General features: G+C 33.2%; 15 protein-coding genes. 11 read left to right on the top strand and 4 right to left on the bottom strand.

Features of this window, described 5'->3' with window-relative positions; translation table 11 throughout:
* Positions 1–5 precede the first annotated feature (5 nt).
* The 6 genes from LNQ49_RS22055 to LNQ49_RS22030 all read left to right on the top strand — a co-directional run bounded on the left by LNQ49_RS22055 (position 6) and on the right by LNQ49_RS22030 (position 4,646).
* Positions 6–797, top strand: coding sequence for a hypothetical protein (locus tag LNQ49_RS22055; protein WP_229991098.1), 792 nt, complete (start codon positions 6–8; stop codon positions 795–797).
* Positions 798–1,379: 582 nt separating this feature from the next.
* Positions 1,380–1,979, top strand: a complete 600-nt coding sequence (locus tag LNQ49_RS22050) for a hypothetical protein (protein ID WP_229991097.1) — start codon at positions 1,380–1,382, stop codon at positions 1,977–1,979.
* A gap of 165 nt (positions 1,980–2,144) precedes the next feature.
* On the top strand, positions 2,145–2,582 hold the full coding sequence (locus tag LNQ49_RS22045; RefSeq protein WP_229991096.1) for an acyl-CoA thioesterase: 438 nt from the start codon (positions 2,145–2,147) through the stop codon (positions 2,580–2,582).
* Positions 2,583–2,675: 93 nt separating this feature from the next.
* Positions 2,676–3,125 (top strand): nuclear transport factor 2 family protein, encoded by a 450-nt coding sequence (locus tag LNQ49_RS22040; RefSeq protein ID WP_229991095.1) that lies wholly within the window; start codon positions 2,676–2,678, stop codon positions 3,123–3,125.
* Between the two features lie 46 nt (positions 3,126–3,171).
* The gene (locus tag LNQ49_RS22035; RefSeq protein ID WP_229991094.1) at positions 3,172–3,765 is read left to right on the top strand and encodes a GNAT family N-acetyltransferase; all 594 of its coding nucleotides are present in this window, start codon (positions 3,172–3,174) and stop codon (positions 3,763–3,765) included.
* A 38-nt stretch (positions 3,766–3,803) separates the two neighbouring features.
* Positions 3,804–4,646 carry a mechanosensitive ion channel family protein gene (locus LNQ49_RS22030; RefSeq protein ID WP_229991093.1) on the top strand — a complete coding sequence of 281 codons (843 nt, stop codon included), beginning with the start codon at positions 3,804–3,806 and terminating at the stop codon, positions 4,644–4,646.
* Positions 4,647–4,649: 3 nt separating this feature from the next.
* On the opposite strand, the gene LNQ49_RS22025 is transcribed toward LNQ49_RS22030, so the two are convergent.
* Entirely contained in the window at positions 4,650–5,342 is a 693-nt protein-coding gene (locus tag LNQ49_RS22025; protein ID WP_229991092.1) for a hypothetical protein, read from the bottom strand.
* Between the two features lie 245 nt (positions 5,343–5,587).
* On the opposite strand from LNQ49_RS22025, the gene LNQ49_RS22020 reads away from it, so the two are divergent.
* The 5 genes from LNQ49_RS22020 (at position 5,588) to LNQ49_RS22000 (ending at position 9,704) form a co-directional block, all read left to right on the top strand.
* A complete protein-coding gene (locus LNQ49_RS22020) occupies positions 5,588–5,977 on the top strand; it encodes a DUF1398 domain-containing protein (RefSeq protein ID WP_229991091.1) in 390 nt (129 codons plus the stop codon).
* A 32-nt stretch (positions 5,978–6,009) separates the two neighbouring features.
* Positions 6,010–6,870 (top strand): ThuA domain-containing protein, encoded by an 861-nt coding sequence (locus LNQ49_RS22015; RefSeq protein ID WP_229991090.1) that lies wholly within the window; start codon positions 6,010–6,012, stop codon positions 6,868–6,870.
* Between the two features lie 25 nt (positions 6,871–6,895).
* Positions 6,896–7,750, top strand: a complete 855-nt coding sequence (locus tag LNQ49_RS22010) for a sulfurtransferase (RefSeq protein WP_229991089.1) — start codon at positions 6,896–6,898, stop codon at positions 7,748–7,750.
* A gap of 18 nt (positions 7,751–7,768) precedes the next feature.
* Positions 7,769–9,001, top strand: coding sequence for an ATP-binding cassette domain-containing protein (locus tag LNQ49_RS22005; RefSeq protein ID WP_229991088.1), 1,233 nt, complete (start codon positions 7,769–7,771; stop codon positions 8,999–9,001).
* 94 nt (positions 9,002–9,095) lie between these two features.
* Positions 9,096–9,704 carry a LamG domain-containing protein gene (locus LNQ49_RS22000; protein ID WP_229991087.1) on the top strand — a complete coding sequence of 203 codons (609 nt, stop codon included), beginning with the start codon at positions 9,096–9,098 and terminating at the stop codon, positions 9,702–9,704.
* Positions 9,705–9,774: 70 nt separating this feature from the next.
* On the opposite strand, the gene LNQ49_RS21995 is transcribed toward LNQ49_RS22000, so the two are convergent.
* The 3 genes from LNQ49_RS21995 to LNQ49_RS21985 all read right to left on the bottom strand — a co-directional run bounded on the left by LNQ49_RS21995 (position 9,775) and on the right by LNQ49_RS21985 (position 13,182).
* Positions 9,775–11,301, bottom strand: a complete 1,527-nt coding sequence (locus tag LNQ49_RS21995) for a SulP family inorganic anion transporter (protein ID WP_229991086.1) — start codon at positions 11,299–11,301, stop codon at positions 9,775–9,777.
* A 224-nt stretch (positions 11,302–11,525) separates the two neighbouring features.
* Positions 11,526–12,569 carry an RluA family pseudouridine synthase gene (locus LNQ49_RS21990; protein WP_229991085.1) on the bottom strand — a complete coding sequence of 348 codons (1,044 nt, stop codon included), beginning with the start codon at positions 12,567–12,569 and terminating at the stop codon, positions 11,526–11,528.
* Positions 12,559–13,182, bottom strand: coding sequence for a PASTA domain-containing protein (locus LNQ49_RS21985; RefSeq protein WP_129538085.1), 624 nt, complete (start codon positions 13,180–13,182; stop codon positions 12,559–12,561). Before LNQ49_RS21985 ends, LNQ49_RS21990 begins: the two co-directional genes overlap by 11 nt.
* Between the last annotated feature and the right edge of the window lie 32 nt (positions 13,183–13,214).

Raw genomic sequence — 13,214 nt, 5'->3', positions numbered from 1 at the left:
TCCCAATGAAACACCCCCTACTCCTATTACTAAGTTCAATACTATTATTTTCTTGCTCTGATAAGCCGAAAAAACAAAAAGAAGAAAAAGAAGAAAAAGAAACGACACAAATAAGTGGCAATACTAAAAGTGGCAAAACAGCTATTTTTAAATGGGATACTGAATTATGCTCAAACACAGGCGAATATGATTCTGAAAAATACACTGAAGAAGAGCTTAAAAACACTCATGATACATGGGGTATGCACTCAGGGGCTTATCTAAGTACAAATACTAACCCATCTTCTGCAGCCGATGCTGAGAAATTAACTCGTGAATTAACTGCAGAATACAACGAAAGAAAAGCTTCTTACAACCAAAAAGTTATCTCCAATCCGTATTGGGAAAAAGTAAAAGCAGACAGAATACATGAGTTAGAAGATACGTATGAACTAAAAAAGATAGCTATCGAAGCCTATTCCAATCCTTCGGTTTTACTAAACAATCGATTCTCTAAAAACTGTACTGAATATGCAAAAGCATTAATTTCAAATGATACTATCTTGCTGTTAAAAACCTGGAATAATTTGGCCGAAAAACAAAAAAAGAACAATGGTAGCCCAGAAAAATTCATGGAACGTCATTTAGAAAAATACAACTCTAAGGACAGAATACAAAATGCTAGACAAGAAATAATGACGTATGGCTGGTGGAATTGCGCCAATGCAGAAGTTTACAGAGTAGACGATGATGGTACAATGGAAAAAGAATTCAATAAATTATTTACAAACGTAACCTTTGAGTGTGACGAACCATAAATAAACACATACTATATAACACATTAAACATAATTCACAAATGGCTCATAGATACGATGCAATTTGTGAATTATCTTTTTTAAAAACTTTGAGTCCCTTGCGTATCCCGATAGCCATCGGGACTGCGAACTTTGCGGTTAATATTGAGTTTTCCAGTATTCAGTCACAGTTTCAAGTTTTGAATTAAAAGTAACTTTTGCATCTATTCGTAAAACAAACTCCAATATTGTCTTTCTGAGGAACGAAGAAACTCCACGAGTAACTGTTCACACCATATCGAGTTACTCTATGAGACCCTTCCTTCGTCAGGGTGACAAGATTGTGGATAAAAAATAGGTGTGAAATTGAAGTTTTTAGTTTCAAATTTTGAATTAAAGATAACCTTGTGTCCCTTGCGTATCCCGATAGCCATCGAGACTGCGAACTTTGCGGTTAATATTGAGTTTTCCAGTATTCAGTCACAGTTTCTAGGTAAAATATAAACCTTTGCGGTTAAATCTAAAACCTAAAAGAAACACACCTATTAATCTTACTTTTTTAGTATCTTGTAAACTATGTTTCTATTTATCAAAAAAAACTGAAATGAATAAAATAATAGCATTCCTTTTCATCTTTGCCACCTCATCTTTAATTGCTCAAAAAAACAATAAAAAAGACAATTTTGTTGTTCAAATAAAAAAAGTAAAAGGGGATCTAAACAAAGATAAGCTAGACGATTTGGTTGTAGTAACTCAAGATACTATAAATGAAGAAGCACCATATAAGCTAGAAGTATTCTTTGCACAGCCTAATGGCGCATATAAATTAATTGTTTCAACCACAAAAGCAATAGACCCTCAATATCCCCAAGGCAAAAACGGATACTATAATGGATTCTTTTATGGAGTTTCTATCGAAAAAGGCATTTTAATTATTCATAAAGAGCTAACGAGAGGAAGTTTTGAGCATAAATTCCGTTATCAAAACAACAATTTAGAATTAATCGGATTTTCAGAAGGATATTCAGATGGTCAGGGAACAATGGGGACAGTCGATTTTAACTTATCAACTGGAATACAAGTAAGCACCTCTGAACGATATGACGATAGCAATGAAAAACCTACCCAAACCCAAAAGAAAGTCTTAATCAGACCTTTACCCAAATTACAAGATTTTGCACCATTTACAACTGAATTCTATTAAAGAATAATATAACAAAATCAACTTCTGCTCCATACACTTTAACTACCACAACAAATTACTTTTCGATTTTTATTTGTATTTTCGGTTCTCAAAAAAATAGTGTTTCTTTAATTAATCCGTTGATTATGAAGATTACACCTGAAATAACTATAAAATAGAATTAAAATGGTTTCATTTAGTAAAGAATTATCTTTCCGTTGGTCAGATCTAGACCCTAATTTTCACTTACGACATAGCGCTTATTATGATTTTGGTGCGCAACATCGTATCGAAATTTTAGAAAAACTAGGTTTAACTCTAAGAGTAATGCAAGAACAAAGCTTTGGTCCAGTTCTTTTTAGAGAAGAATGTGTTTTTAGAAAAGAAATAAAGCTTTCAGATAAAATAGCTATTCATACCAAAACTTCAAAAATGAAACCTGATGGATCTCGCTGGTCAATCATACACGAATTTATCAATGAAGAAGGCAAGCTTTGCGCAACAATTACTGTTGACGGTGCTTGGATGGATACAAAGCTAAGAAAACTAGCTTCGCCTACCCCAGCAATTGCAATAGAGGCTTTGAGTATTTTTCCAAAAAGTGAAGATTTTGTAGGGTTATAAATCTTTCTGAAAAACATCTCATCAATACGCATAAGTAGCTCCATATTTTGTGTGGACTTATTATAAAAATAATAAACAATTAAAAATATAATTATGAAAAAAATAATCGTAGTTCTAATAACAATTGTATCATTAATAGCATGTAATAATCAAAACACACAAAATATGGATTCTAAAAATACCGAATTAGTCAAACAGTATTTTACACATTTCAATAATCACGATTGGAAAAAAATGTCCGAGATGTATATTCCAACTGCTGAGTTTAAAGATCCTTCTTTAGGAAATGGAATCGTAAAACAAACCCGTGCCGAAATAGAAAAAAAATACAGTGAGTTAAACCACATATTCCCAGATGTAACGGATAAAGTAATTCAAATATACCCATCAGGAGAAAATCATGTCATTGTAGAGTTTGTTTCTAGCGGAACAGCTGAAGATGGTTCTACATTCGAATTACCAATTTGTACCATTTTCACTATCGAAAACGGATTGATAACAAAGGATTTTACCTATTACGACAATTTCGAAGAGCAAGAATAATAAGACTGATTACGCAAATTATTTACTAAAGACTATTAGCCCTAAAATGGATACTGCAATTTTAAAAACCAATATCACACTTGAAAACGAGAGAGTTCTTTTAATTCCCTTTGAAAGCATTAGAAATATTGAACTCAAAGAGATAATCTATAACGACGATATCTGGAGATACATGGGAATGTATGTAAATGACGATACCGATTTTGAGAATTATATCGAAAGTACAATCAAGCAAAAAGAAGCAGGAATTTGTTATCCATTTCTTATTATTGATAAGCTTACAAATAAAGTAGCAGGAAGCACACGTTATGGATATCTAAATATTGCAAATCAAAAATGCGAAATTGGATGGACATGGTATGGGAAAGCATTTCAAGGAACAGGTTTAAATAAAGCTTGCAAACACGAACTTTTAAAATTTGGTTTTGAAAGCATTGGTTTCAAGCGAATACAGTTTAGTGCTGATTCAGAGAATTTAAAATCTCAAAGAGCAATCGAAAAACTCGGAGCTCAAAAAGAAGGTGTTTTTAGAAATAATTATATTGATGCTGATGGAAAAAGTAAAGACGATGTTTATTATAGCGTCATCCAAGAAGATTGGGACAAATTAAAAGTTTCTAACTTCTCAGAATTCAATTAATACTTTACTTTCATCAAAAAACAGAAATAAAAATCTCAATGATAAACCTAATAAAAGACTTTCGATTAATAGTTGCAATTGCAATAATACTGGTTATTACAATCGTATTGAGCGCTATTGTTGACAAGCTTTTTATGCGTTTTATTCGCCGTCGATTAGGTGTTAACAATTTTGATAGTACAGGATATAAGTTCTTAAAACATTTAGTCATTACTGTAATCTACATATTGGGGATTTCATTTGCATTAATTCAAATTCCAGAGTTTAAAGTTATCGGGCATTCTTTACTTGCTGGTGCAGGAGTAATTTCGGTCATTGCAGGTCTAGCCTCACAACAGGCCCTAAGCAATATTATGAGCGGAATATTCTTAGTTGTTTTTAAGCCTTTCAGGATAAACGATAAAATTACTATCAATAATTTTAGTGGTGTTGTTGAAGATATCAATTTAAGGCAAGTGGTTTTAAAAGACATGGAGAATAATCGTATTATTATTCCAAATTCAGTTATAAGCAATCAGATTATTCTAAATACAAATATGAATGATTCCAAATGCTGTAAAATTATCGAAATTGGTATCGGTTATGATTCAGACATTGATAAAGCATTAGAGATAATGAAAGAAGAAGTCGCCAAACATCCACTATTTATTGATACTCGAACTGCTGCAAACAAAAAAAATAATACACCACTAGTCATAGCGAGAGTTGTAGCCCTTAAAGATTCAAGTGTAAACTTAAAAGTTTGGGCTTGGGCCAAAGATGCAACAGATGGGTTTGTTCTTTATTGTGATTTATTATACAGTATAAAAAAACGTTTTGATGCCGAAAAAATAGAGATACCATTTCCGCAACAAGTAATTACATTAAAAAAAGAAGACTAAATATTACTGAAACTTCAATCCAAAATTTACTTTATCAAAGGTCGTACTACAAGAAACGGCAAATCTTCCGATAGTGTAGGTACCAAAAACACCTTCAACTCCGTGTCCCGAATAAAATCCTCCTAGAGAAAAGTGACTAAGTTGATATTTTAATGCAATATCATTAACCCTACTGCTCAATTGTCCAAAAACTATTATTTTAGGCAAAATTTCATAGCTCGCAAAGATTTTCGGAGCTAATTTATTATAATATTCAAAACTTACATCTGTACGATACGCATCACCTATAGAATGCACATTTTGTAAACTTCCACCAATAAAATTATTGTCACTTAGATGCCAAGAAACGCTTAATCCTGTAAACGTTCCATAATAACCACTACGAGATTCTACATAACCAAAAGAAATTGTCGCCCTGAAATTCTCGCAAATTTTACCGATATAACCAATATAGGTTCGGTCAATTTCTGATTTATTAATCCCAGCTCCAAGAATTAAATCATCAGCACCCACATTAATAGCATACTGAAAATAAGTTGAGTATTGATTCTCATTTCCAGCAACAACACTCCGTCCCCTGTCAAGATCAATATTTGGGGAGATTAAAGTAGAGTTTATAACTGCAAAATCAAATGTATTGGCTTCTTGAGCAAATGTAGATACAGTAAACAGGAGTAATAGTAATGTTTTTTTCATAATACTAGATTTAGCTTACAACATTCTATAGTAAATTTAGGTATATTTTTCTTATTAATAAGAAGAATTCCTTTCAAGTACCTCATTTTCAGTTAAAATGCAATATTTTAATAATTTCATTCTCCTTAAAGAATCTTATATATATTTTTACCTATTTCATTTTTTTGTTTTCATAAAAAGAAAATATAGAGTCATTAATCGTATTTTTGAAACAATAAATATTTTTAACCCAAGTACAAATCAATATGTTTACAATAGAACAAATTAAAGAAGCACATTCAAAAGTAAAAACTGGAGCTGATTTCCCAAATTACATACAAGACTTAATAATTCTTGGCGTAAAAGGATACGACACCAATGTAAAAGATGGTACTGTAGAATATTATGGCGTTAACAATTATCGAGTAGCTACAACTGATAAATACGAGGAGATAAAAGTAACATCAAATGTAAATAAAGAACTTTTCCTAGAATACCTCTTACAACATCAAGACGGACAAACCGATTATATGACATTTTGCAACCAAGCTGGGCAATGCGGAATAGCCAAATGGAGAGTAGATATTGTCGAAATGACTTGCACTTACTATGACAAATCTGGAAATGAAATAGTGATAGAAAAAATTAACGATTAATAAAAAAAGTAGCAATCCCCAAGATCGATTCAATGCGGTTACTTGATAAAACAATCTATTATGTTGCCAAAAGAGGGTTACTAACACTAATCCTCCTAACAACTTATTCTACTTTTTCTCAACATGATAAAGACAATTCTAAATTTAAAGTAATTGCCTTTTATACTGCCAAAAACGACCAAGCTCATATCAGTTTTGTACATGAAGCCAACAGCTGGTTTCCTAAAATGGCAGAAAAATATCATTTTGAATACGATTCAACCAATAATTGGGATAACCTAAATGCTAAATTTCTAGCAAAATATCAAGCAGTAATTTTTTTAGATACGCACCCCGAAGAGACAAATCAGAGGGAAGCTTTTAAAAAATACATGGAAAATGGTGGAGCTTGGATTGGGTTTCACTTTGCAGCGTTTGCTTTAAATGATTCACAATATCCTCAAAACTGGGATTGGTATCACAATCAGTTCTTAGGTTCTGGCGAATATGGCAGTAATACATGGAAGCCAACATCAGCAATACTACGAGTGGAAAGCAAATTTATTATAACAAAAGATATCCCTTTAACATTTAAATCATCACCAAACGAATGGTACAGATGGCAGAATGATCTTAGAGAAAATCCAGATATCAATATTCTTTTAGCCATAGACGATAAAAGTTTCCCACTAGGAACAGGACCAAAACCTAGCGAAATATGGCATAGTGGCTATTATCCTATCGTTTGGACAAATAAAAAATACAAAATGGTCTATTTTAACATGGGTCATAACGATATCGATTATGAAAACAACACCAATAAAACCCTTTCATATACCTTCGAAAATGAGCCCCAAAGCCAACTGGTAATAAATACGTTATTGTGGCTAAAAAACAACACTGGGAAATTATAAGTATTCAATTTCAATCATAAATAAAATGGCAAAGCAATTATCTCCAATCATAAGTCCTGAAGAACTAATAGCATTACAAAAATCAGAAATTGTAATTATTGATGCTAGAGCAGGAATTAATGCCAAAGAAAATTACATAACATCTCATTTACAAGGGGCTCGTTATGTCGATTTAAATCTTGATTTAGCAACCATCCCCTCAGATGCTGCCAATGGAGGAAGACATCCTTTACCTTCATTCGAAAAATTTTCAGAAGTCCTATCAAAACTTGGAATAATACCATCAAGTCATGTAATCGTATACGATGACAAAAACGGTTCAAACGCTGCCGCTCGTTTCTGGTGGATGTTAAGAGCAATAGGTCATGAAAAAATACAAGTTATAAATGGCGGTTTACAAGCAGCAACACAAGTAGGTTTTCCAGTAGACTCAGGAACAGAAAGTTTTGCAATAGCAGAATTATACCCAATTACAAACTGGCAATTGCATCAAGCAACTATAACAGAAATAGACAAAGTCAGCAATAATCAGAACACGATAATCATTGATGTAAGAGACAAAGATCGTTTTAATGGCTTAACAGAACCTATCGATTTAATTGCGGGACACATTCCTGGAGCTACAAACGTTCCTTTTACGAGCAATTTGAATGAAGATGGTAACTATTTAGCTCCTGAAGTTTTAAAAGCCAAATATCAAGCTATAATAGGCAATACAAAACCCGAAAATATAATTGTGCATTGTGGTTCAGGCGTAACAGCTTGTCATACTATACTCGCTATGGATTATGCAGAATTATCAATTCCGAAACTTTATGTAGGTTCTTGGAGCGAATGGTCTAGAAATAATCGACCTATGATTACAGCCCAAACAAAATAGAATTCTTAAATTGCGCAAATGAATACAATAGAACATTGGGACATCCTTTTATCGAATACCGTTAATAAAAAAGCTTTTATTGACACGGTACTTGACGGAAATGCCAAAGGAGAACTTGCCCCTTTTAATTCCTTAAACGGGATTCTATTTTCGGATATTGCAATCGATAAATTCATCGAAAAAGAATACCAATATGATGTAATAGAAGCTGCAACAGAATCAGAACGAAAACTAAAAACATTCTCCTCAGGCGAACGAAAAAAAGAGTTTTTGAACTATTGTGTAAAGCAAAACCCCGATTATATTATTTTCGATAATCCACTCGATCACTTGGATCATGCTTCTCGTATTACATTGGCTAATTCACTAGAACAATTGGCAAAATCAGTTCGCATCATTCAATTGGTAAATCGAGCTGCCGATTTGTTTCCTTTTATTCACAACAAAGCACAAATTACAGATAATACATTTATTTTAAACGAAATAAAACAAACTCAAACGAGCTCAAATTCAATAAAAGTCACTATTCCAAAGCCAGCTGAGCCTACCGATTATAATGAAGAGGTACTAATTCATATGAATGCCGTTTCGGTGAGTTATGACGAAAGAAAAATCGTTGACGCCATTACATGGACAATCAAAAAAAATGAGTTTTGGCAACTTATCGGTCCAAACGGTTCAGGAAAAAGCACAATACTGTCATTAATTTCTGGAGATAACCCAAAAGGATATGGACAAGATTTATTCCTTTTTGGAAAGAAAAAAGGAAGTGGAGAAAGCGTTTGGGATATCAAAAAGAGAATCGGATATTTTTCGACTTCCATGACCGATTTATTTCAGAAAAAACACAGTCTGGAACACATGATACTGTCTGGCTTTTTTGACTCAATTGGTTTATATACTGAACCAACTTCATTACAAAGACAAATTGTATCGCAATGGCTAGATGTGATTAAAATGAGCCATTTAAAAGATAAAACATTTACACAACTTTCTATTGGTCAACAAAGAGTAGCATTAATAGTTAGAGCTGTTTTGAAACATCCTCCTTTGGTTATTTTAGACGAGCCAGTAGAAGGCCTAGATGACGAAAATGTAGCCTTAGTTATAGAACTTGTTACCCTTTTGGTTAAAGAAACGAATATGACTATCTTGTATGTCTCACATCGCATTGAGCCAGGACTCACTCCTACTGCTGTGTTTGAATTAATTCCATCAGAAAAAGGATCAATCGGAACGATAAAACAATAAGTCAGAAATCGCAGTAACCAAAAAGTTTGTTACAAGCAAACCCCATAAAATAAAAGCGATATCATATATGACTTAACAGAAAAAAATCACATATATGAAACTTAAGCACATACTTTTACTCCTATTACCATTAGTAATAAGCTCCTGTTCTACCACAATTTCAACACCCAAAAAAGAATACCAGTTAGCTAAGCATAAACTCAAATCTCATTGGAATCTAGATCCTAAAAAGTGGCAATTGCAAAATGACACTTTAATTGGTGCAGGAGGTCCCATGTCTTGGGCTATAATAGAATCTAAAAAACAGCTTCCTAAAAATTATGAAATAAATTTAAAAGCAAATATGACAAAAGAGTCCCTATTTGAAATTATGCTAAATTTAGATCATGAAAAATACATCCGAACTTATCTTTATCAAATAGATCAAAATATAGTAATTGGCAGAGGAAAATACGTTAAAAATGGTGATGAATATGATGACCGAGGCGGACCAACTTTATTTGCTAAACCAATGAGTCTAAAAAACAACCAATGGTATTCCATAAAGATTCGATTATTAAACAATCAATTGTTCTTTTCTGTAGATGGTACTACTACATTAGAATGTTCTATAGAAAAAAGCAACTTAAACCAACACGGAAAACTAGGATTCATAACCAACGGAGAAGTAAAAATAACAGACTTAATTATAAAAAGTATTTAAACAAAAGAGGGAATCTCATAATTATGAGATTCCCTCTTTTGTTTTTAGTTCAAAGTCCTCTTTTTAATCTTTAATCAGTAGTAACTTTATAAGTGGGATCTTCTAGAATATCAACAATAATAGCAGCGTTTTTAAGCAGTAACCTACAATCTTCACTTAAATGATATAGACGAACCGTTTTATTTGCCTTGGCATAGCGCTCAGTAATTTTATTTACAGCATCAATAGCACTCATATCAACAATCTTACTTTCTTTAAAATCTATAATTATTTCATTAGGATCATCATTAACATCAAATTTTTCTATAAATGCCATAGTAGAACCAAAAAAAAGAGGGCCAAAAATCTCGTAATGTTTTACTCCATTATCATCAATATATTCTCTAGCACGAATACGTTTAGCACTTTCCCAAGCAAAAACCAATGCCGAAATAATAACACCTATTAAAACTGCCAAAGCCAGATTATGCATAAAAATAGTAATCACAGCTACGACAATTCCAACAAAAATATCATGCTTAGGCATTTTATTAATAATTCGGAAACTAGCCCATTCAAATGTGCCTATTGCAACCATAAACATAACACCAACCAAAGCAGCCATGGGTAATTTCTCAATTACAGGAGCTCCAAATAAAATAATAACAAGAATAGTCAACGAAGCAATAATACCAGACAAACGCGCTCTAGAACCAGCCGAAATATTTACCAACGTTTGTGCAATCATAGGGCACCCACCCATTCCAAAGAAAAAACCATTTACAATATTAGCACTTCCCTGAGCGATACATTCGCGATTGCCATTTCCTTTAGTTCCAGTTAACTCATCAACTAGATTTAATGTTAGTAAGCCTTCAGTCAAACCAACAGAAGCCATAATTAAAGAATATGGAAAAATTAATTGAAGCGTTTCTAGATTAAAATTAATATTTGGCAAATGAAAAGAAGGAAAACCACCACTTATAGAAGCAATATCAGCCACCGTTTTTGTTTCAATCCCAAAACCAAGAACCAAACCAAATACAACAATAATCGCTACCAATGAAGCAGGAATAGCCTTGGTGATTTTAGGAAACACAATTACAATTGCTACAGTCAAAGCAACCAATCCTAACATAATAAACATTGGGCTTCCCGAAAGCCAAACAGACTCTCCATTAACAACAGTTTTAAATTGTTTTAATTGCGACATAAAAATCACAACAGCCAAACCATTTACAAAACCATACATTACAGGCTGAGGAACCAACCGAATAAATTTCCCCCACTTAAATAAACCAACCAAAATTTGCAAAACTCCAGCCAAAGCTACAGCAGCAAAAACATATTCCAAACCATGCGATTTCATTAAAGCAATCAATACAATTACCGTAGCTCCAGCTCCACCCGAAACCATTCCGGGACGTCCACCAAAAACAGCCGTGATCAATCCCATGATAAATGCAGCATACAAACCAACCAATGGCGGAAAACCAGCTAAAATAGCAAACGAAAGTGATTCAGGAATCATAGTCATAGCCACAGTTAAACCAGCCAAGATTTCTGTTTTATAATCTACTTTTTGTCTAAAGTCAAATAAATTAAAATACTGCTTCATTATTTTGAATATAAGTCTGTGAAAGCGGCAAAAGTAATTAATTTGCAGAGTAAATCGCTAAAAAATCAATTTAACAGACAAAGAAAAAGTACCATATATACGAACAAAAATCAATCAGTAATACTATTTCAATAATGACAAAAACAAAGAGTAATCAAAACAGAGTTTGTTTTTTCAAAGAGAACAAAGCATAAAAAAAGCCCCAAATTGGGGCTTTATATATTTTAACTTTCTTCATCAGTATTATGTGATTTAGAGTAATTTCTCCATTTCTCGATACAATCCTTAAAATCATCAGGCAAGTCAGTATCAAAACGCATCATCTCACCAGTGGTAGGATGAACAAAACCTAGCGTTTTTGCATGCAATGCTTGCCTAGGCAAAGCCTTAAAACAATTATCAATAAATTGCTTGTATTTAGTAAACGTAGTTCCCTTTAAAATCAAATGACCACCATAACGCTCATCATTAAAAAGCGGATGACCAATATGTTTCATATGTGCACGAATCTGGTGCGTTCTACCCGTTTCAAGCTGACAAGAAATTAAAGTAACATATCCAAAACGTTCCAAAACTTTATAATGCGTTACAGCAGGTTTACCAATCTCAGGATCAGCAAAAACAGCCATTTGCATTCTGTCTTTCAAGTGTCTAGCTAGATTCCCTTCAATAGTACCTTGCTCCTCAGCAACATTCCCCCAAACCAAAGCAATGTATTCTCTTTCAGAAGTTTTAGCTTCGAATTGTTTGGCAAGATGCGTCATAGCAGCTTCCGTTTTGGCAATAACCAAAAGTCCAGAAGTATCCTTATCAATTCTATGAACCAATCCAGGACGCTCGCTACTATTCATTGGAAGATTATCAAAATGATGAGCCAAAGCATGAACCAAAGTTCCAGTATAATTACCATGACCAGGATGCACAACCATTCCAGGCTCCTTATTGATTAACAATAAAGCATCATCTTCGTAAACAATGTTTAACGGAATATCTTCTGGAATAATATGATTTTCATACGGAGGATGTGACAACATAACCGTAACAACATCAAACGCTTTAACTTTGTAATTTGACTTTACAATGACGTCATTTACAAAGATATTACCCTCTGTTGCAGCATTCTGAATCTTATTTCTTGTTGCATTTTGTATTAAGCCCATTAAATATTTGTCGATTCGTAAAGGCGCTTGACCCTTAGGAACTTCAAATCTAAAATGCTCATATAACTCTTCTTCTAAATCTAAACTATCGGTATTATTATTGTTCATTTGCTGTTTTTTCATCTTCAGGCACTGCTAGAGAATCTGCCGGTTGACTTTCATCTAAATAACTTGCTTTTCCATCGCCCAAAACCAAATCAATTTTTGATGATTTCAGTACGCGATCTCCCACTTTTAAATTTCTTCCTTTGTAACGCATTTCCAAAACCATGTCTTTTCCAAGGTTCGGAATATACGTAATTGTCCCCTCTTGAAGTCCCAATGCTTTTAAGGTAGGCACCGCTTCACGGTATGTTTTCTCAATCAAATCCGGAATACGAACTGATGAAAAACCAGAAGAATTTATTTTAATATAAATCTTTCTTCCCACTTTTACTTTCGTTCCCGGCAAAGGATCTTGCTCAACAACACTATATTTAGGGAAATCACTTTTATAATCTACACTATCCAAAAGCACGTAATCCAAATCCAGTCCGTCCAATTTTGCCTCAACTTGCTCTTCCGTCAATTTTTTCAAATCAGGTACTTCAATTTCATGTCCATGATCAGTGGTAAAAGTCAACCAATGCATAAACAAATACCCCAAAACAGCAATAATTGCAACAGCAATTAGTATTTGCGTAAAAAATACTCGGCTAGTTAGATACTTACGTAAACTCATAAATTTATTTTTATTTGTGGCAAAGATAAAGA

The organism is Flavobacterium pisciphilum (genome assembly GCF_020905345.1).
Taxonomy (GTDB): Bacteria; Bacteroidota; Bacteroidia; order Flavobacteriales; family Flavobacteriaceae; genus Flavobacterium; species Flavobacterium pisciphilum.
Note: the sequence above shows the minus strand (reverse complement) of the source record. Positions and strands in the feature narration are given on the sequence as shown.